Source organism: Desulfomonile tiedjei (assembly GCA_016212925.1).
Taxonomy (GTDB): domain Bacteria; phylum Desulfobacterota; class Desulfomonilia; order Desulfomonilales; family Desulfomonilaceae; genus JACRDF01.
Window position 1 is genome coordinate 1 of the sequence record JACRDF010000049.1, and the last position, 21465, is coordinate 21465.

A 21465-nucleotide genomic window follows, 5' to 3' on the forward strand; every position below is an offset into this window, starting at 1 on the left:
AAAGATGATCAAGACAGTACTTATCGAAGTGGCATGGGCTGCCATCAAATGCAAGCATTCCTATTACGGGGACAAGTACTTCCGTCTCAAGGCACGCCTCGGGTCCGCCAAGAAGGCCATTGTTGCGATTGCCCACCGCATTGCAAAGGCCCTCTTTCACATCATGAAACACGGAGCAGTGTTCAAAGACCTGGGAAGAGATTACCTCTCCCTCCTCCATGTTAACCGGAGATACGCATATCTGTGCCGTGAAGCGCAAATAATCGGGTACCAATTGGTCCCAGCAGTTGTTTGACACCATTGGCCGAATAAACCTCTGCCTGGTACCAGACCAGGCCACTCTCAACCTAAGGCCGACGGCTTAATGAAGCCACGAGCGCGGGGCGAACATGGCCAATCGTCAGCGAGCACAACGGACTGTAGGCCCACCAAGGGACCACGCAGGTAAAACTTTCACCTACCGCTGACACCCAACAACTCAAGCCCCAGGAGTCTTTGCTCTTATGCATAACCCCAACGCCCAAAAAAATCCGCGTGACCCGCCGCGTCATGCAATCCCCCGAACCCCCAACCCCGCAACCCCTCGGTGTACCCGAGCAGGGGTATTTTCAGGTAAAGGCCGGAATCCAGGCTCTTCAGTCACACGTTCTGCTCGAGGACTCCTGGACCCCGGCCTTCGCCGGGGTGACGGAGTGCCTCTCGTGGCTGTCAGCCCTCCAGCCTATCCTATGGTGGAACGGACATTATTTTTGGCAATGGGTATATGAGTCATCTCGGCCAGTATTCCGGAGGAATCCCGCGGAACGCGGGAATAGTAGGCCGGCTATTTAATGCTGGTTAATGGGGAAATGAAAAGATTTTTCAGTCCCGTAGGGACGGCTGAACGTCCATTGACAGAACCTTACCCATAGATCGTTCCTTCGGGACGAACGGGATGCGGAAATGAAGTTAGCGCCTATGAAGGGGCTAGCCATAATAGATAGGTGGGCCGGGTTTTTCGAGGTCTTCCCAGATTATGCCGAATTTCTCTTTGAACATAGGTCCCAGTCGGTCGAAGAGCCTCTTCCAGTGGCTCTCTCCCCGTTCCAGGTCCTCTAAGATTTCCGCAACAAGCTCCCGCAAGGTCGGCAACTCCTCCTTGGGAAGGAAAGACACCGCACCCAGCTTCAAAGAACGATTGACACTCTCAACATTGACTGCCCTGGCCGTGAGCATTGCAGCAGGCATTTTTCGGTCGCGGCAAGATTTGAGGAGATCGAATCCGTTCACTCCCATGATGTCCAGGATGACCAAGTCAAATCTTTGCGAATCTATGAGGCGCTGGGCTCGGTCAAAGGTGTCGGCAGTCATTACCTCTATTCCGGAGAGCTGTTCCTTGATGACTTCCAGCACGTCGGGTTCGTCATCTACAGCGAGGATTCTCTTTCCTTTGAGCACGCTTTCGTTGATCATCTTCACCTCGGAGCCGACTCGGGCATGTTTGGAGTCCCACGACTCGGATGAACCAGTGCCATGCTGCAAGTGCCCCCTCACGTTGCCGGGACCGTCCTCGCAGCGGATTTCGGGACCATGTTCAAATGCTAGGGAAGCGCCGGCGGTCTGTCAACAGGTTTCTTGCAAGCGTCTGTTCTCCAAGCAATCGAGAACAATGGCGACAGGAGTTCGATCTTCCTCGGGTGGGCCAAGTTCGTTCCGGATCTGTTCAAATCCGCTTATCGTAGCAATGCGAAGGGTTTCATCAGTTCTGAAACGCATGAGCCATTCTGCAAGGTTCTCCGCGGTGGCCTGATCCTGGAGGAGTTCGGGCACAAAAAGGGGGCGGCCGCATTCCTGGCAGAGGATCGAGTACCCGGCACGCTTTATCTGTTCGATGGGACCTCGGCCTTCTTTTTCCATGCCAATGGCCAAAACATTTGCTATGGCCACGTGAACGTCCTTGTCCATGACCAGAGGCTTGAGAATCTTGATGGCGAGCAACCACGTGAATCGGTCCAGCTTGTAAACCACAGCGTGTGGCATTCCCGCGAGCGCGGCCTGAAGGGTCGCCGTCCCGGAGGTGACCAGGCCTGCGTCACATGCGGCCATTAGCTTGGCAGCATCAGTGGAATGAACCGTCACCGGCGTCCCATGCCGGTCCAGGATTTCATTCACAATGCCGTTCAGATGCGCGCCCGCCAAGGGTAGGACAAACTGCGTGTCAGCGAATTTCTCCATGTGCAGGCGGGCCGCCTCACACATGACCGGCAGCATGCGCCGAACCTCATCCGGCCTGCTGCCCGGCAGGAGGGCCACCGCCCACTTTTGCCGATCCATCCCCAACTCGATGCGTAACGGCACCTTATCTACTGCGTGAGGGACATCTTTGGCCATAGTATGCCCGACAAAGTCCGCTTTCACTCCAGCATCCCTGAACAGCTTCTCCTCAAACGGGAAAATCGTCATCATCCTGTCCACGCGAGCTGCAATCTTCCTGATTCTCCCTTTGCGCCACGCCCAGACTTGGGGGCTTATGTAATAGCAGACGGGGACAGCCGCGTCTTTAGCCACCTTGCACAGACGCAGATTAACATCAGGGAAATCGACCGGAATAAAGAGGTCGTGCACGCCGCTTCTCAACTCCCTCTTCATGGTCCCATAAGCCTTGAAGATGTTTCGAACCTTGCTGAGTCCCTCGCTCAGACCGATTGTGTTGATGTCACGATAGTGGTGAATCAGCTCCATCCCGGCCGCGGCGAGTTTGTCCCCGCCGATTCCCGAGACCCTAATCTCAGGATCCGCTGCTTTGAGGTCTCTGACCAGGGCCGCGGCATGATAATCACCGGAGGCTTCCCCCGCGAGAAGAAGTATGGAGCGCTTCGGCATGACGGCTGCTTCTTTCGTTTCCGCTCGGCTACTCGGGACGAGTCTCTTCGAGCGGAAGAGGCTAAAATTTCGCATAAGGGGAATTAGGTCCCGAGGAAATCATCCTTGTGTCATTGGCTTGCACCAAATTTTTCAAAATAACAAATCCTTTTTTACCTTGACAAGCGAAAAATGTGTGATATGGCTCCCAGCCGTAAATAAAATCATTTTCGCCTAATATTCCATCCGGATGCCGAACAACCTTCGAGCCAAATGGCCTGCCGGCTTCCGGAACGATGCTGGGAGACAGGAATGAAACTGGGTTTATGTGAAAAATGCGGCAATCCCACCGACGCGCGCTACGAAATCCGCGACAATCGGGTTTTCCTCGTGAAATTTTGCCGCGACTGCGGCCGCACCGCTTCCCTTGTGACCAAGGACGCTCGCAAGTGGCGATGGAAGAGGGAAATCGCAGAGTACAGCGAACCCGCCGCGACAGGGTGCTCCCTGGATTGCAGCTCATGCGATCATCAGGCGCATACGAAGCCAAGCACCGTCGCCATAGACGTGACCAACCTGTGCAATCAACGCTGCCCCATATGTCTGGCATACGTCGATGCAATGGGCTTTACGTACCATCCGCCCGTAGAATATTTTGACAAAATCTTCAAACACTTCCTTCAAAACGATCCCAAACCTAACATCTGTTTCTTTGGCGGCGAGCCGACCGTGCATGAGGACTTCTTGGAGATTGTTGCGCTGGCCAGATCGTACGGATTTCAGGTTCAGCTTTTCACCAACGGCCTAAAGCTCACCGACATCAATTTCTGCCGCGAACTGTGCTCCATGGGAATACAGGTCAATTTCGGGTTCGACGGCACTCGTCCCGAGATCTACCGCGCTCTCAGGGGCGACAACTCTCTGGCCGCCAAGAAGAAGGCTTTCGAAAATGTGATTGAATGCGGCGTGAACAAGCTTGCCGTCATCTCGACGGTGGCCCTGGGGGTAAATGACGACAATATGGTGGAACTCCTTGACTTTATCCACGGGTACCGGAAGTACGTCTCGGTGTGGGCTTTTGTTCCCCTCACCCCTTGCTGGGACGGAAACAAGGTGCAACTGGAAGCCACCACTACCGAGTGCGTGGAGAAGGTCTTCGAGAAAATTAGTCCCGAAATCGAGTTCGTCTCCACCGGTTTGATGAAGTTCGATGTCCTTTCGCGTTTCTTTGGCAGACAGACCCTTGGCGGCTCCCATCCGAACTGCGAAAGCGCCACACTGCTTGTCTCGAACGGCAAGAGCTACACTCCCATTTCGAGCTATCTGACCATGCCTTTGTCAGAGTTGCTGGTTCGTTTGAGGAAGCTCGACGCTTCGCTCCGCGCCAAGCAAGCTGCCCTACCCTCTCGTGGGTTCCGAAGGTTCATCTTTGATGCTCGGACCTTGCTGAAAACCTTGAAAATCCTGCGGCGGGCCGTGAACTTCAAAAGGCTTTTCGGCGACTCGACGTTGGCTAACGCTTCTCTGGCCCTGCTGGATCTCATACGCGGGCAAAAAATCGACAAGATATTGAGCCAAAGAACCACCTTCGGGAGCGTGCTGACCTTGATGACAATCCCTTACGAGGACAAGGGGGGATTGGAAGATGCTCGGCTGAAAGACTGCCCTGCGGTCTTTGCGTACGAAGATGTTGTCACCGGGCGAATCAGAACGGCAGCATTCTGTTCGTGGCAGACAATCAAGGACGAAGTATGTCGCAACATCCAAACTCATTATAACGAAGCCGCCGGTGGCAAAAGTAGAAGACGCGAAGTGAGAAGCACCGGCAAACGACTTAACTCCGCGTCAAAAACCGGGTGACTCTAATTTCCCTTCATCAGCCGCCTGTTGCCGCAGTTGGCGTTGCCCGAACTGCGCCAATGAATTAGTATGTGTCCAGGCCCCAAATTTTTTAGGCGTTGTTCTGCGAACAGAATATGGTCGTGCCGCTGGTCAGTGTCATAATCCCGACATATAACAGGCGTTCCGTTTTGGAACGAGCCATCTGTTCTGTCCTGTCCCAGACTTTCAAAGATTTTGAACTCATCGTCGTTGATGATGGTTCGCAGGATTCCACATCCGAGTTGCTGTCTCAATTCGACGGGAAGCTGAAGGCCGTTTATCAGGAAAATCACGGAGTTTCCTCTGCTAGGAATCTGGGGATAAGGCACGCGCAAGGGGAATTGCTCGCGTTTCTCGATTCGGACGATGAATGGTTGCCCGACAAGTTGGCACGCCAGACAGCTCAATTTGATTCGGCCGGCCCTTGGTTTGTGTGCCATACCGACGAGATCTGGCTCAGGGACGGCAATCAAGTGCCTCAGAAAAAGTACCATTTCAAGCAGGGCGGACATTTTTTCGAACGGGCGTTGGAAAGATGCCTCATGAGCCCCTCTTCAGTCATGATCTCGCGGACCTTGCTGAATAAGGTGGGACACTTCGACGAGGAATTGACCGCTGCAGAGGATTATGACCTCTGGCTAAGGATCACGGCATTTCATGAAGTGCATTTTGTGCCCGAGCCTCTGGTGATCAAGCATGGGGGTTGCAGGGATCAATTGTCGCAAACTGTTCCAGCTATCGACCGTTTCCGGATTCGGGCCATACAGAAGATCCTGGCCATGCCCGAACTATGCGAGGACTACAGGAGATCTGCGGCCCTTGAGCTGATTCGTAAATGTGAGATAGTTGCATCAGGCTGCGAAAGAAAAGGAAAAAAGTTGGAGGCCGAGGAATATCGTGCATTGGCTCGATCGTACCAGCACGCTCAAACTGAGCCCGCATGAACCGGATTTGGAAGACAGCACTTACCTCGTGCCGTGCTTCGAAGATTTGGCGCCTCTCGTTGAATCCATACGGAAGGTGGGCGTCATAAACCCACCTTTGGTGCAAAAGACGCTCCATCGAGGGCTGATCGCTGTTCTAGGCCGCCGCAGGCTGCAAGCTGCCCGACAGGCCGATGTAGGGCAAATAGAAGTCCGCACGCTCCCACCTGAGATGCCGGAAGCGGACGGATTCCGGCTTGCCTTCTGGGACAACCTTGGGCACCGGTCTTCCGACTTGGCATGTACCGCTTATGTGGTGAGACGACTTCTGGAGCTGTTCCCGCGCCAGGTCGTTGCCCGGGATTTCCTGCCGGTCTTGGGAATTCCGCCCAGGGGCCCCCGATTGGCGCGTCTCCAAGCCGTAGGGGGACTGGAATTCACCGTGCTCAAGGCCCTTTCATCAGGGAGAATCCATGAAAAGACCGCTGCGATTCTGACAGCGTTGACCCCAGAGGATCGTCAGGTTGTCATGGAACTTGTAAACGAACTGCGCGTCAACGCGAACAAGGCCGCTGAGATTGTGGACTATCTTCATGATTTGTCAGTGCTGAACGGCAAAGCGATCTCGGAACTGATTCGCGACCGGCAGTGTCAGTCAATACTGCACGATTCCGAGGGCCCGGTTCCCGACAAGGCCGCTCGTTTCAGGGAACTGCTACGCTCCTGGAAATTCCCGGAAATGGTTGCCAGAGAGGGTGAATTCGACTTATGGCGCCGCGGTTTGATAGACAATGACAAAATTCAAATCCGGCCGGCTCTTGGTTTTGAGACCGAGGAATGCACGATCGAAATCCGCTCCGGCAGCAGATTAGAAACGGAAAGCATAGTGACAAAAATCAAACGCGTTGATTCTTAGTAAGGCTGACCCGAACCTGCTAATGAAATTCCCTATCGAACAAATATGGATAGACGAAGACGCTGCCGACGAGCCCCTGACAGAGCAAATCGTGAAGAAGCTTCCCCGCGCCGGGGTCCTCGTTGGAGACGAATTTACCCTGGAGAGCCGCGCTCTTAACTTGCAGCCTGACCCGGTGACGGCCGGAAAGCGAATCCTAAGGCTTATGAGGCACAAAGGGGCGTTCGTAAAGCCGTGCCCCGGCACACCTGCATACGTTTGCTGTGGCCTGGAGATCCTTCACATAGGCCAGGGATGCCCTATGGATTGCCGGTACTGCGCGCTGCAAGTCTATTTCAATCGGCCTACTATCGAGGTATTCGTAAACACGGACGATTTGATGCTCGGGCTCCGGCAGCACATCGAGGAAAACCCCGGAAGGCCTCATCGCATATGCACCGGCGAGTTCACGGACTCTTTGGCCCTCGACCCATTGACCGGCTTGGCTGAACGTCTGATTCCTTTTTTTGCCGGCCAGGCCGATGCCACCCTCGAGATCAAGACCAAAACGGATCACATTGAGCCGCTCTTAGAATTGCATGGGAACGACAGAGTGATTCTAAGCTTTTCCGTTAACTCGCAAAGAATCTCCAAAAATGAGGAGATACGGGCCGTGTCACTCGACAGAAGGTTGGAAGCCGCGGCTCGCGCTCAAGAAAATGGCTACAGGATAGGGTTTCATTTCGATCCTATTATCCCGGTACCAGGCTGGGAAGAAGGATATTTTGAAACCGTCGCTAGGATATTTCATTCCGTCGCGGCTTCCGGCATAGCCTGGATATCAATGGGTGTTCTTCGGTTCGTGCCGGAGCTGAAGGAAATCGCACGCGGCCGATTCGGCCCCATCCCTTATTTTCATGACGGTTTTTTGCGCGGTTTGGATGGCAAAAGCCGGCTGCATGCAGATCGGCGCATCGACATCTACCGGCGATTAGTCGATCGGATAAGGAACCATCATTCGGACGCGGTAGTCTATCTGTGCATGGAGTCCCCACACGTATGGAAACACGCGCTGGGGATTGGAATGGAATCGACCGCGGCGCTCACAGCCTATTTGGACGAGGCAGCGTTTGGGCAAGGCGTTTTGCAGCGGTGACAGCGAGTTAGTCTATGACGTTTACACATGGCCAGACAGACTTTTCCTGGAACACTCATTGCATCCTAACCCGCGTGGCTTTGAGCCGCTCCGACGTGTCGCGGCTGAACCACAGGGTTGCAGTGGTCAGGTTGGAAGATTTTCTTTCGTCCGCTCAAGAGGAACTGCCTGAGCTTCTGGCCTGGTACTGGAATTCGATTGCAAAAAAGAGCGGGATCGCACCTCAGCGCGTCGAGCTTCTTGGCGAAGTTAAGACCGAAGCCGATTTCCTGGCGGCCCTGCGGCTCCATCCCGATGTGGACCTGCATTACGTGAGGGCCCTCCTGCCCGAAGAGGTTTCATCTCATGTTCAGCATGACCAGTCGCGTGAAGGTCCTCCGGGAAGTTCTTATGCCTCAACCTCGCTCGGTGAGTTTGTGCCCGCAGAAGAAGTTTTCTCCACGTTTTCGGACGAACCGGACTGGGGGATGGACCAAGACCTGTTTCTCATAGAGAAATACGGTTACGGGCCTCCTCCTTTCGGGTCCACGACGGGGCTGAGTTCCCAGGCCCCGTTCCACATGGCGTTTCTCCATGAGAACCCCCTGCTCAGGACGATCCTGCCAAGGCTTTCCAAGAGCTTCATGGCTGAAAGGATTCTGGTCTTTTTGTCGCTGGCGAAACTGGCGTTCAGGAAAAGGATTGACTACTGGGGTTGGCGTTTCCTTGCGTGGGCAGCGCACTATCTGCAAGACTTGACGCAGCCCTATCACGCCCGGGCATTCCCGCCCTCGAAAATGAAAATGCTGAGGAAGCTCCTTTTCACGCCACATTTCCGGAAATCATCAGGCCTGAAGAGAAATTATTTAAAGAATCGCCATATGCTCTTCGAGGCGACCGTTCATTTGATTCTTAACGACGCGATGAGAAGCAGAGCCGGCCATCCTTTCTTGGAAGCCTTGATCAAGGGAAGGGATTTGGCTGAAACCCCATTGGATCGGGTGATGAAGGAATCCTCAAGAATACCCGCCCGCCTTTCCGGAAAAATCGATTACTTGACGGTCCGCCTCATAAACGACCCAAGGGTGGAGGACATCAATTATGCCCTGGACCTCGATGCGGATGCCCGAATCGACGAGGCATTCCCCAAGGCAGCGACGGACCGGCCTCACATTTTGAAGGAACTTGTCGATCAGGTTAGCGCGTGTCTCTCGGAAGCGGGGAAGGTGACTCGGTACGCAGTGAGCCTGGCTAGATCAGTCACCTAATGCAATGACGCTGCGCCTTCAAAGAAGGGACAATTTGTGCGACTCGGCACCGAGTTGCTCACAGCAGCTCTCAGAGGTTATGGCTTTTTTCATTTGGAATGTATGGCAGTTCTCGAAAGCTACCACGGATTGATTCCCGGGTGCCACGGACCTGGGCTCCGCCGGGTCCGTGCCGACGTTTTTGGAAAACAGTAAGGTTGTCCCCCGCATTGAACACCAAATTGAAAAGCGAGCCGATGTTACGGTAAGGCTGGGAATCTCCCCAGTTATTGTGGCAATAGAACTGGCAGGAAGCACGGACCTGGTAAGGCCCAGGTCCGTGGCACCCAATACAGAAGGCATCGCTTGACAAAAGGGGCTACTACAGTTTTCCCAAAAGCTCTTCCCGAATAAGATCGTCTCGCGTGGGCGGGACACCCCAAATTAATCCTTTCGAGGACTACTATAACAAATAAGGATTATGGTTTGGGTGCCACTGCTGGACAAGCCAGCAGTGGCACCCCATTCTGAGGCCATGCAGCCTGAAGGGCCATCGTATCATTCCCATTGCTCTCGAATGTCACCTTCAAAGCCGACATACAATATTTCTTTACCTTCCGAGGCCTTTAAGACATCCAGCGCCACCTCGCGTCTCTCGCGCCGCGTCAGGCCCACGTGGAGAGCGTATTCGCTAAGGAATCGCAGGCGATCAGCGGCCCCTATCGCAACAGGAGTGGACAGAAAGATCTGGACCAGGTTCTTGATTGTCTTTCTTCTGGGTACGGACGCGGAGAACCGCACCTCATCATAGTCCAGTAGTGAGAACCGGACAGGCCTGAAACCAGCCTGGGAGGGGCGGGCCTCACAATTGGCCGGATTCTCCTCTTTTGGCCCATCCTCCGAGACGAGCACGTTGCAGGTCTTCAGGTCGGAATGAAAAATTCCCTTCGAGTGCATTGATCCTATGAGCCTGCCGAACATCCTTACTATCCCGCGTCTTTCTTCGGGAGTCCATTTTGAAGCGATTCTTTTCAGCACAAATCGGTCCAGTTCCAGGGCGCCCCGGATCACTTCCATCACGATCCATTCGCTGCACACAAGTCCGAGCCTTTTTTTCCGAATCCAGGCCAATGGGGCCGCCACAGGGAAGCCGTCCCCTTGCAGGCGCCAGCCGTTCCTGAACGTTCTGGCCCCCTGCGTGGGGCGGAAAACCCCTTTCAGAGCGTGAGTCCACCCACGCCACTTGAATTGCTTTACGCAAACCTCCGGGAAACCGGAAAGGCCCACCATTGTTACAGCGCTTTCAGTTGCATTTTTCCGCACGGCATTCGTGGACTCCGAAAGTAGCCGCTGGTGCTCGTCAAGGCAAGCCAGCGCAAAATTCGGGATGTCCCCCGCATCCAGATGGAGTTTCCCAGGCGATTGAGGATGGATCTCTACTGTGCGGTTCAAGGGGGCTTCCCTCACTGGTTTTCCCTCTCTGCGGAGCGGCTCAATCACTGCTGTCCCGTGGAACGCCGCCGCTCAACGCGCAAGATATCCTGTAGCGTAGAAAGTACCGCCAGCACCTTAGACGCCACGGCGCCCTTTCGATCGATCGGCGGAACCATTTCAGCGCCTCACAAAGATCCCCGGCCCTCAAGTAGGCGCGGCCGAAAGAAATGTCGTGATCCGACATAGTCTTTAGAAATAGACGAAGCGGAATCCGCTCCGGATCGTAGTTCTTGGTCAAGATGTCATACGTGTCGGTCCGAACTCCGATGCGATCGTGGCTCGTGTTGGATTCGTAAAACCTGATGAATACCAGTGGAATGTCCACGTACGCAATGGGATACGCTGCGGCTATCTTGAGCCATACGTCAAATTCGTCTGCAAAGCGGTATTGAGGCGGAAAACCGTGGATTTTCTCGAAAACGTCCTTGCGTATCATGACCGAGGACGTGTGAATAAAGCTTTCGGAGAACTCTTTGACAAAAAGGTCGCCCTTTATCCAGGTTGGACGCCGCGGGCTTCGATGCCTTTTGCCGAGTCTAACATGTTTGGCGGCAACCAGCCCAACGTCCGGAGTTTGCTTAAGAAATTCCGCCTGAATACGCAATTTGTCGGGTGCCCACAGATCGTCGTGATCCAGGAACGCGAGCCACCTGGCTTTGGCCACAGCCGCACCGTTGTTTCTGGAAGTCGCGATACCGCTGTTTGCCTGTTCCACAACCCGCAGATCGTGCTGCGAACTAAGCCATTCTCCTGTGCCGTCAGCGGAACCGTCGTTTACCACAATGATCTCGAAATCGCGGAATGTCTGCCGCCTGACTGAGTCCAGGGTCTCTTTTAGTAGGTTCAGCCGATTAAAAGTCGGAATTATGACGCTCACGAATGGGTTCATGTTTGAGAAATCTCTTCGACTTTACTGCACACGACTTCGGGCTCTATGCTTCTCATGCAGGGATGGTCTGATTTCGGGCATCGGAAGTGGCGGCACGGCGCACAGTCGGCACTGCCTTTGACAATATGCGCATTGGGGCCGAAAGGCGCTGTCGCTCCTGGTGAAGTCGGACCGAAGATGGTCAAGACCTTGGCGGACGCAGCCACCGCCAGATGCGCGCTGCCGGTGTCGTTGGATATTATTGCCGCGCATTGGTTCATCACGGCCATGGAGCTTACCATGTCCGCTTTTCCGGCCAGATTCACCGCCCCCGGGAGTTGCATGAGAGAAATGATCTCTTCGACCAGCCCTCGTTCCTCAGGTGACCCGAGGAAAACCACCTGAGCTTTCAAGCGATCAGCCAGAAGGTCCGCCAGACGGGCAAAATATTCTCCAGGCCATCGCTTGGCTTCGGAATTCACTGACCCCGGACAGAGACAGAAAAAAGGCCTGTGCAAGTCCAGACCAAGAGCGGAAAGCAAATCCCTCGCCTGAACTATCGCGTCGTTCCCCAACTCTATCGAACAGTCGGGAAGCCCTTCTTGTGAAATCGAGTCGCCGCCCAGGCGATTTTCCAGAAACTCGGTTACCCCGAGGTAATAGTAAACCTGGTGCTTGCTTCTGATCGCCTCGGTCAACGGGACCTTCACATTCAGCAGTGGGCCGCGCAAGTCGGTTGGGTACCCGACTCTGACCGGAATTCCGGCGAGCCAAGCTGTGAAGGCGCTCTCAAATGCGTTTTGAAAGAGAACGGCCATGTCGAATCCCCCGGCAGTAAGCTTGCCGCGCATGAGGAACGGCCTCCTCAAAGGGCCTTGGGAATTCGCGTCAAAACTGATTACTTCGTCAGGAACACCCGTGGCTTTGACCAAGGGGACCAAGCTGGAGGTCACCCACCAGGTCATGCGGGAAGACGGGAAAAGCCTCCTGAGCGCCTTGGCCGCAGGAAGGCTCATGATCGTGTCACCGACCCAGTTCGTTCCTCTTACAACGATTCGAGACGGGGTTGAGAAATGTTTGGAGCTAGCTGTCATGCTGCAGGCGAGGGGATTGGTACCAAGGAGACCGTTTCTTATTGCCGTGGTAACGCTTGCTTTTTCGTTTGAATTTCCTGTCTTAAGGGCATCTATCACACGGCGAACAATACCCTGATAAGGCAAAATATTCAATCCGCTTTCAGTTCCGCAAGCACGTACCTGGAAACCAGGTCAATGGCGGGCCGGACCGGTAACCGGTTTACCATCGGGAGCGCGAATTCGTCGCTGAGGTCGTCCCCTGCGGTGTTATTTGTTCTCGGGGCCTGCCTTGTCCGCTTCCAAGGGAACGGCCTCGTCGATCAACATGATGGGTATGTCATCCTTGATCTCGTACTTCAGACGACATGCGTGGCATATCAACCCGTCGCTGTTCTCGGTGAGGACCAGATCACCCTTACATTTCGGGCAGACGAGTATTTCCAACAACTTTTCGTTAACTGCCATAGCTCACCTTCTACGCCTTGAATTCTAAAAAACGCCAGGCGCCGGCTACACCGAGCGGTACATTTCATCGGAGCAATGCTTCTGGCGCACAAGTTCATTGAATACGAATGCTTCCTCTATATACCCGGAGGGTGGCATGCGCAACCCCCTTTTCTGACCCTGAGAGGCAGCTTGCACGGCGGGCAGGAGACTACCATCCTGACGCTTATGGCAAGTGCCAAAAATAGTGTCAGATTACGAAATGCGCCTCGCGGAAATTGGTAGGTGCCGGCCTCCGTGCCGGCACATTTTGCCAATATAAAACAACTAGTTCGGACCGGCAGGGACGCCGGTCCCTACTGGTTTTTTAGGAGTTCGGATTGTACAAACGGTCAAGAATTTTGGCAAGTGGTATAGAACTTCAGTGAACCGGTGGGCGGAGCAACACTAGCCCATCACCCTGCCGGCGCGCTCGGCGAGTGCCTGGGACTCAAGGTTGACACCTATCCGGAGGGCCTTCAGGCCCTGAACTCCCGGCAAGTCGTCCAATTCGAGCCATTCGAGGTCGTCGTTCAAAAGACCTTGACGTTGCATGAACTTGATGTGCTGGTGCATCTCTTCGGCCTCATCGGGTCTGGAGTAAACCATGGCAATTCGATCCGGCTGGGTGAGCCGCTCGTTCGTGCCCTTTACCATGGACTTGTCGACACGCGAACGGATAATTTCATGAGCAATGTCGTAGGCTCCGTCAACGTCGAATCGCTTCTCGTCAAATCGAAACCTGATTGAAAGCGGCGAGTCGTTCACCAGTATGAGGTGAGTGGCTTCCAGAGGCACTTTCAGGTTCTCCTTAAGGCCGCTGCAATGCCATGCTATTCCACAGGCCACCATGAGTTGCCACAGCCTGAGGTTTCTCACGTGCAATTTGCTGAACTCAAGGTTCTCCACCATTGAAGGGCCCACATAGACAAGATATTCAACCCCGTCGGTCTGATGCTTATTGAAATAGTGCGGAAACATGGCCTGCGCTTCTGCCTCTTCCCGTTCGAGATACAGGGAAATCTTGCGGTTGAACGCAGCCATGCTCTGCTCAAAGTCTCGACGTTCCCGATACACTGTGCCCATAGCCGAATCCATCGCGTCGCTGTAACGCTTCATCGCCTCAGCCACCGGCTGTCCGAACCCCTGGAGCAGCGGAAAGACCGCCTCGAATTCATTTTGAATGAAATTCAGTAATAAAGTTTCGTCACCTCTGGCCAGCCCTCCCTCCATCAGCTCTCGATAGGAGTCAATCCTATGGGTCAACTCGCTGAAGATCGGGAGGGATCGCACTGTTTCTGCTTCGCGAAGCACGTTGAAGGCCAGATCAAGGTGCTCCAGCAAATCAGCTTGGATGGCTCGATTCCTGGCCTCTGACGAACCCCTGATATCTGATGCGGCGTACAGAGGGTACACGTCTCTGAAAACAATGGGCTCCATTTCAGAGGAATCCCCCTTGGAAGTCCTGTCCAGGTGGCTGAGTGCGGCCTTGCGAAAACGCCACTCGACTGAGGGGTGCACCGCTGTGCACTTTTGCTTGATAATGCTCTCCACCTGGCTGTTCAGCTCGTTTAGCCCTCTTTGCAACGCCAGTGCAAAGGAAGGCAGGATCTGACCGGCGAGGATTTGCTGGGTTGCCCCCAGGTCAGAGGGACGCGGCGAACCCACGCTCAGCACGCCAATGAGGTTTCCTTGGTAAATGAGAGGTGCGACCAGCAGGGACCGTATCCCGTCCCGGAGGAGCTGCTCATCCACCGCGCTTCGGTCCGGAACCTTCGAGAGATCGCTGACGCGCAACATGCGCGAACCCTCTACAGCCTTCTGGAACAATGAGCCCTGGAATTGACCGATCGGAACATGCATGGAATCGCAAAAGATACAGCGGCACTCTCCGCCGCAACCCGTATTGAGCATTAGGAGTTCGTCGCCCTGGATGGCTGCCAGGCCAATGCAGAGGTCGGAGCGCCGAAAAATAATCTCCAGAATATGTTGCAGTTTGAGGAACCGCTCGGCCCCAAACATGGAGCCCCCTCCCACGAGTTCCCACTGGAGAGATGAGAGCAGTTCGGACTGCGTCACATCCACCGCGTGAACCACACTGAACCCGTGAAGTTCGAAATTCTCGGGGTGAAGAATTTCGGCCACTACTTCCGGTTCCGTAATATGCTCCATGATGGTGAGACGATCCTCATCAGTGAGGGGCCTGACCGGCTCGATCGGCCGCACATTTATAAACCGAATATCCGGCCAGAAACGGAAGTACTTGTCCAGTCCGGTTTCAGGGTCCGTTACTCGTCGTATGAGCGGCAATTCCAGATCATTTCCCATGCCATGACACTGCTGCAGGATGCACGAGAAAGTCCTGATGAGTCGAGCCCAGTAGAAGTCGGTCGTCCCGACATGAAATTGGCCTCGGAGACCACCGGTCTCATCGACGAACAATTTCCGAAACCTCGGAGATACATATGCGGGCTGCATGGTGAAAGGAACCAGCGCACCCGACACCTCGGTCTCCCAAAAAGCCGCGGGAAACACTACACTCATGAGCTTCGCCACAAGGTCCCCGTGCGATTCCAATAAGGACAGATCCTCAATGGGCCCGACGAGTTCCGGTGCAGCGGCCAGCGCGTCCCGGATAGCTGCCGCCTCCCTGGCCCAATAAGGGCCGGTGGGGGCCAATGTGTTGTTCCAGTAATCGATCAGGGGGCTCAGACTGAACGCGAATCCAAACGGAGCTTTTTCCGATAAATCCTTCATGGCGGACCTCCTTTCCGGAGTGCCATATGCCGTAATTTCAGTAGCGCTTCAGCGGTTTCTTAAGACCTGCGCGCCTAGTCGCAACCTGTCTTATTTGAAGGCACGCACACAAGTATTATACCAGTGCGCGGTCAAAGAAGGGACAATGCGTGAAGTCGGAACCGGCGGGCCTCCGATGCATAAACGGGTTGCATCCCTCACAGCCGAGAAAGTCTGCTAGTGCCTGCAATCGACCGGCCTTTCAGTGTTGCTGGGTGCCACGGACCTGCACCCGCAGGTCGGTGCTTCTTCATCTTTACGTTCAGCGGCCTAACGAAATCGGGTATTACTCGTTCCGATATTTTTTCGTAAGTTCTCGGATGTCGGTCTCGGTGAACTCGACGCCGTGTTCTTCCATCAGCTCTGTTTCGACCTTCAAGAGTTCTTCCAGCCGGATGTCAGCGCCGAAGACTCCGATCATCTTGTCTTTTTTGTCGCGGAGCGGGGCCGACACCGTGATGCAGAGAGCGCCGGTAATGCGGGATGTGAAAGGTCCTACAACGTGGATCTTGCCGTCTTTGACCGGTTTGATGAACCACGGTCGATCCGAGAAGTCTTCCTTTTCCTTGATTATTTCAGCGTACTTGGCCTTGTCCGTTATGTCGGTAATATTTGCCGTGACCTTCTTGCCGTCCATGTCCGCTACGTAGCAATACTGGATAAAAGGGTATTTCCTTAGAAAATCCGTCATAACCTTTTCCATGGTCGCGGGCGCGTTGGATTTCATCTCCCGTGTTTCGGTGAAACGTTCCACAATCTTGAACGCCATTTCCCTGGCAATAAGCTTCATCCGATCCCAGTCGGAGATGAAGAGTTCGGGCATGTAACGCTTGACAAGAGCGGTCATCTCTTTGTCCGACATGGATGTAACTCTGCCCTTGTCGTATTGCTCCGTGATGATGTCGTAGATTCTCGAGATCGCAGGATGGCTTTTGTCAACTCTATCGTCTTTTACTATGTCGAGCTTCGCGTTTATCCAGTGCGCGATGCCGGCCAGTCCTGACTTGTCGGTAATATTGACCACAGGAGCGCGGCCCAGGATCTTTGTTGTATCAAAAACATTGTAGATTTCTTCGTTCTTGAGCACACCGTCCGCGTGGACACCCGCGCTGGTCGCATTGAAGGCCTTCCCCACCAGCGGATAGTTCTCCGGGATGTGGTGTCCCAATTCCCGCTCGAAGTACTCCGCAACCTGCGTAATCGCAAGGGTGTCCATGCCGTCGGATTGGCCGCGCAGAGACATGTATTCGATTACCAGCGCTTCCAGCGGCGTGTTCCCGGTCCTCTCGCCGATGCCGAGCAGGGTGCCGTTCACCGAGGTGCATCCGTAAAGCCACGCATTGACCGCGTTGGTGAGCCCTTTGTGAAAATCATTGTGCCCGTGCCACTCCATTAGGTCTTCCGGCACGTTGGCATCGTCGATGAACGCCCTTATCAGCTTGGGAACGCTTCTCGGAAGAGCAGCGCCCGGGTATGTGACGCCGAATCCCATGGTGTCGCAAAGTCGTATCTTGATGTCCACCCCGGATTCCTCGCGAATCTCCATGAGCTTCTGAGCAAGCGGCACGCAAAAGCCGTATATGTCGGCTCTCGTGATGTCCTCGAAGTGGCATCTCGGGATAATGCCTTTTTCCAGCGTCGCGTGGACCATGTCCAGATACTTGTGCATGGCCTTGCGGCGGTCCAGTCCCATTTTGAGGAATATATGATAATCCGATACCGATGTGAGAATGCCTGTCTCGGGTATGCCCATGGCGCGCACATTGGCCAAATCTTTTTTCTGGGCCCTGATCCAGCCTGTTATTGCGGGATATTGATAACCTTTCTCCCTGCACCGGTCCACCGCTTCCCTGTCTTTTTTCGTGTAAAGGAAGAACTCTGATTGGCGAATGATTCCTCGAGGCCCGGAAAGCCTGTGCAGGAAATCGAACAGTGTGGCGATCTGCTCCGGCGTAAAAGGCGGTCTGGCCTGCTGCCCATCCCGAAACGTGGTATCCGTCATCAAGAAGTTTCTAGCCGGATCTATGGGCAAAATGGCAAAGTCAAAATCAACTTTGGGCACTTCCGTATAAGGAAAGATGTTCCTGAGAAGATTGGGCTGGTCTACCTCACGGAGGGATCGCTCCTTATTGAATTTGTTGAATTCGTGATAGAGCACGCCCTTCTTCGGGTCCCAACTGGCCATGCATGGTCTCCTTGTTGTTTACTTCTTCTGGACTACTTTGAGTCCCAATTCCTTGAGTTGTCCCTGGCTCACCGGAGCGGGCGCGCCGGTCATGAGGCAGGTCCCCTTCTGCGTCTTGGGGAAGGCAATTACGTCACGTATCGACTCCGAACCGGTCATAATAGTAAGGATGCGGTCTAGCCCCAAAGCGATTCCACCGTGGGGCGGCGCGCCATACTGGAGCCCTTCGAGGAGAAATCCAAACTTTTCTTGGGCCTGCTCCGGGTTAATCCCGAGAGCCGAGAAAACCCTCTGCTGAATATCGCTCCTGTAGATTCTCATGCTCCCACCACCGATTTCCGACCCATTGAGGACCAGATCATAGGCTCGGGCCCGAACCGATGCCGGATCTTTTTCAAGCAGATCGAGGTCCTCTTCCCTGGGAGATGTAAAGGGGTGGTGCATCGCCTGATATCGCTTCTCCTCATCATCATACTCGAACATGGGGAAATCCGTAATCCAGACAAAATCGAATTTGTCATGAGGGATCTCGCCCAACTTGCCGGCCAGGCTGTTTCTCAAGTTCCCCAGGACATCGTTGACTATCCTCGCAGAGTCCGCACCAAATAGGATCACGTCACCGGTCTGGGCTTCCATTTTGTCGTTTATGCCAATACGTTCCTCCACGGAGAGGAACTTTGCTATGGGGGACTGCCAGTCTCCTCCATCTTTGATGCGGGTGTAAGCCACGCCCTTGCCGCCATATATCGCGGCAAAGTCTCTCAGTTCGTCCAGATCTTTTCTGGAAAGCCTCTCCCCATTCCGGACCTTTAATGCCTTGACTATCCCGCCGTTCTCCAGCGCGTCGCGAAAAACACCAAACTGCGTCTCACGGAGAACGTCACCGACCTCGACAAGTTCCATCCTGAACCGAATATCAGGCTTATCCAGGCCGTATCTCCCGACAGCATCCTGATAAGTCAACAAGGGGAAAGGAATGGTGAGATGCAGTCCGAGCAGCTCCTTGAAGACGCGTTCCATCAGTCTTTCCATGATATCGAACAGGCGATCTTCTTCAATGAAGGAGGTCTCAAGGTCCAATTGTGTGAACTCGGGCTGACGATCCGCGCGCAGGTCCTCGTCACGAAAGCATCGGACGATCTGATAATAGCGCTCGAAGCCGGCCACCATCAGAAGCTGCTTGAAAATCTGAGGCGATTGCGGGAGCGCGTAGAAATTCCCCGGAGCGGTCCTGCTGGGGACAAGATAGTCCCTTGCCCCTTCGGGAGTGCTCACTGTAAGAAACGGGGTCTCAATGTCCGTGAAATCTTCTTTGTTGAGGAACTCTCGGATGGTGGCCATGAAACGATGCCTCATCAGCAAGTTGGGCCTCGCTCCGACCGCGCGCCTCAGATCCAGATAGCGGTAGCGATACCGGATGGCATCGGTGGGAGGGATCTCCTCATCCAAAGGGAACGGAGGCGATTCCGAACGGTTGAGGATCTTCAGATCGTCCACAAAGACTTCTATGGTTCCCGTGGCCAGATCCGGATTGATGGAGTCATCCGGCCGAGGTTTTACAATGCCTTTTGCCGCCAGGACCCATTCAGGTCTCAATGCGTGCGCCTTGATGTGGGTTTCGGCCGAGTATTCCGGGTTGAACACCAGCTGGACCAGGCCCTTGCGGTCCCTCAGATCCACAAAGATCACGCCCCCGTGGTCTCGGCGTCTCAGTACCCATCCCATTACGATGACTTGGCTGTCCAGGTCCTTTTCGGCTATTTCGGTCGAAAGATGGGTCCTTTCCCATCCATCCAGCGGGTCCGGTTTCAAATCAGTTCTCCTCCATTTGCACTGCAATTCATATTGGTTCACAGGCGCTAAGGTAACATGTCTCTCCGAATTTGTGAGCCCCAGAGGGGCTCAATGATAGTAACCCGGCAATTCATTGCCGGGGGACCGATGAGCAATAGTTCAGTTCTGCTTTCCCGAGGGCCGCCCGGAGGATCAATCCTCCGGGCGGCCCTCGGGAAAGCAGAAGGTTTTCTTGGCCGCTCATTCCCGGCGATAAATCGCCGGGCTACTATCGGGATGTCCCTCCGGGACAACAGCTTATTTTAACGCCGATGGCTTCCAAGCCTCTCCCATCGTGATTTCAGATGGGTTTGGTATCCTGGGGAACGTTTGCTGCAATTCCACCCAACGGCACGCTGATCTGTTCTTTAGTTGCCATGTCCCTCACTGTAGCTTGTTGCCGCTTGAGTTCGTCCTCTCCGATCATGACCACCTTCTTGGCGGCCAGTTTATCGGCAAGCTTCATCTGAGCCTTCAAACTCATCTTTGAATAGCGGATTTCCGCTGAAAAACCGGCCTGACGCAATTGGTGAACGATGCTCAGACCGACCTGACGCGCTTCCTCACCGAGGGTCGCAACGTAGTAGTCAACCGGTTGAGCGAACCGCCCGTCATCGTCCGGAATTCCCATGGATATTCGCTCCAGGCCGATGGCGAATCCTATGCCCGAGGCATCGGGTCCTCCCAATTCTTTCAGGAGGTTGTCATACCTGCCGCCACCACCGACCGCTTTGGATCTGCCAAGTTCCTCGTGAACCACCTCGAACGCGGTGCGTGTATAGTAGTCTAACCCGCGCACCATACGAGGCTCCGGGCGATAAGGAACCCCCAGCTTTTGCAATGCGGCCTGAACTTCCTGGAAATGCTCTCTACAGGGTTGGTCGAGACTGTCGGTGATCAACGGCGCGTCTTTCGCTATCTGCGCACATCTCTCAACCTTGCAATCAAGGATCCTCAGTGGATTCAACTCGTATCTGCGTTGGCAGTCCGGACAAAGCTCGTCCAAATAGTCCTTCAGGTAATCCCGAAGCGCCTCTTTGTACGCTGCGCGACAATTCGAGCATCCGACGGAATTGACCTCAATCATCAACCCGGAAGCCCCTATGTTCTCCATAATCATAAACGCGGCCGCAATGGTTTCCGCATCGGTATAGGGCGAATCGTCTCCCAGGACCTCCGCGTTGATCTGAAAAAACTGTCGGAACCTCCCTTTGGACGGCCTTTCTCGACGGAACATAGGACCCACGGTAAATAATTTCAACAACGAATCACGATGAAGAAGCGAATGCTCCGCCACCGCGCGCAGGATTCCTGCCGTGGCCTCAGGGCGCAGGCTCAAGGATTCTCCTCCACGGTCCTCGAAGGTATACATCTCTTTCTCGACGATGTCGGTGACTTGCCCTATCCCGCGTTCAAACAGTTCAGTGCGTTCCATGATCGGGGTGATGATCTCCCTGAAGCCGAACCTTTGCAGAACCGCTCTTGCCGTTCCAGTGACAAAGGCCCACTTCGCGGCCTCGTCGGGCAGAATGTCATGGAATCCTCTTACAAGCCTTATCATCAAGCAATCCTTCACCTTGGTCTCTTCGCCAAACCAGTAATACTAACCCCAAGCAGCTGTAAAATCAAGCGATACTCCCCGACTGGCGTAACCATTCAGTTACGCTGGGCGGTTTGCCGTTCTGTGTCATTGCGAGGAGTGAAGCGACGAAGCAATCTCTGCCTTTTAGCGCTGAGATTGCTTCGCTACGCTCGCAATGACATGTTTCGCGCGAGTTGTTTCCCCCCGCAAGACTGAATGGTTACCG

Annotated in this window: 16 protein-coding genes; 6 read left to right on the top strand and 10 right to left on the bottom strand. The window is 54.3% G+C overall.

Annotated elements, in window-relative coordinates:
- A partial coding sequence (locus tag HY913_22070; protein MBI4965982.1) for an IS110 family transposase occupies positions 1-295 on the top strand: 295 nt, incomplete at its 5' end.
- Between the two features lie 671 nt (positions 296-966).
- Here HY913_22070 and HY913_22075 read toward each other — a convergent pair.
- Positions 967-1452 (bottom strand): response regulator, encoded by a 486-nt coding sequence (locus HY913_22075; protein ID MBI4965983.1) that lies wholly within the window; start codon positions 1450-1452, stop codon positions 967-969.
- A gap of 150 nt (positions 1453-1602) precedes the next feature.
- Positions 1603-2862, bottom strand: coding sequence for a lipid-A-disaccharide synthase (gene lpxB, locus HY913_22080; protein ID MBI4965984.1), 1260 nt, complete (start codon positions 2860-2862; stop codon positions 1603-1605).
- Between the two features lie 291 nt (positions 2863-3153).
- On the opposite strand from lpxB, the gene HY913_22085 reads away from it, so the two are divergent.
- The 5 genes from HY913_22085 (at position 3154) to HY913_22105 (ending at position 8943) form a co-directional block, all read left to right on the top strand.
- Positions 3154-4701 (top strand): radical SAM protein, encoded by a 1548-nt coding sequence (locus HY913_22085; GenBank protein MBI4965985.1) that lies wholly within the window; start codon positions 3154-3156, stop codon positions 4699-4701.
- Between the two features lie 122 nt (positions 4702-4823).
- Positions 4824-5666 carry a glycosyltransferase gene (locus HY913_22090; GenBank protein MBI4965986.1) on the top strand — a complete coding sequence of 281 codons (843 nt, stop codon included), beginning with the start codon at positions 4824-4826 and terminating at the stop codon, positions 5664-5666.
- A complete protein-coding gene (locus HY913_22095; protein ID MBI4965987.1) occupies positions 5620-6561 on the top strand; it encodes a ParB N-terminal domain-containing protein in 942 nt (313 codons plus the stop codon). Before HY913_22090 ends, HY913_22095 begins: the two co-directional genes overlap by 47 nt.
- A 22-nt stretch (positions 6562-6583) precedes the next feature.
- Entirely contained in the window at positions 6584-7696 is a 1113-nt protein-coding gene (locus HY913_22100) for a DNA photolyase (protein ID MBI4965988.1), read from the top strand.
- Positions 7697-7710: 14 nt separating this feature from the next.
- The gene (locus HY913_22105) at positions 7711-8943 is read left to right on the top strand and encodes a hypothetical protein (protein MBI4965989.1); all 1233 of its coding nucleotides are present in this window, start codon (positions 7711-7713) and stop codon (positions 8941-8943) included.
- A 537-nt stretch (positions 8944-9480) separates the two neighbouring features.
- Here the strand turns inward: HY913_22105 and HY913_22110 are convergent.
- From HY913_22110 to HY913_22145, 8 genes are all read right to left on the bottom strand, one after another.
- Positions 9481-10374, bottom strand: a complete 894-nt coding sequence (locus HY913_22110; protein ID MBI4965990.1) for a hypothetical protein — start codon at positions 10372-10374, stop codon at positions 9481-9483.
- A 40-nt stretch (positions 10375-10414) separates the two neighbouring features.
- On the bottom strand, positions 10415-11305 hold the full coding sequence (locus HY913_22115; protein MBI4965991.1) for a glycosyltransferase family 2 protein: 891 nt from the start codon (positions 11303-11305) through the stop codon (positions 10415-10417).
- Positions 11302-12513 (bottom strand): lipopolysaccharide heptosyltransferase II, encoded by a 1212-nt coding sequence (waaF, locus tag HY913_22120; protein ID MBI4965992.1) that lies wholly within the window; start codon positions 12511-12513, stop codon positions 11302-11304. The genes HY913_22115 and waaF overlap by 4 nt, the downstream gene beginning before the upstream one ends.
- A gap of 114 nt (positions 12514-12627) precedes the next feature.
- Entirely contained in the window at positions 12628-12825 is a 198-nt protein-coding gene (locus HY913_22125) for a Trm112 family protein (protein ID MBI4965993.1), read from the bottom strand.
- Between the two features lie 426 nt (positions 12826-13251).
- Positions 13252-15600, bottom strand: a complete 2349-nt coding sequence (locus tag HY913_22130) for a GAF domain-containing protein (protein ID MBI4965994.1) — start codon at positions 15598-15600, stop codon at positions 13252-13254.
- 325 nt (positions 15601-15925) lie between these two features.
- Positions 15926-17824 (bottom strand): histone-lysine N-methyltransferase, encoded by a 1899-nt coding sequence (locus tag HY913_22135; protein ID MBI4965995.1) that lies wholly within the window; start codon positions 17822-17824, stop codon positions 15926-15928.
- Between the two features lie 18 nt (positions 17825-17842).
- Positions 17843-19636, bottom strand: a complete 1794-nt coding sequence (gene aspS, locus HY913_22140) for an aspartate--tRNA ligase (GenBank protein MBI4965996.1) — start codon at positions 19634-19636, stop codon at positions 17843-17845.
- 322 nt (positions 19637-19958) lie between these two features.
- Complete coding sequence (locus HY913_22145; GenBank protein ID MBI4965997.1) at positions 19959-21218, bottom strand: histidine--tRNA ligase; 1260 nt, start codon at positions 21216-21218, stop codon at positions 19959-19961.
- Positions 21219-21465: the final 247 nt, after the last annotated feature.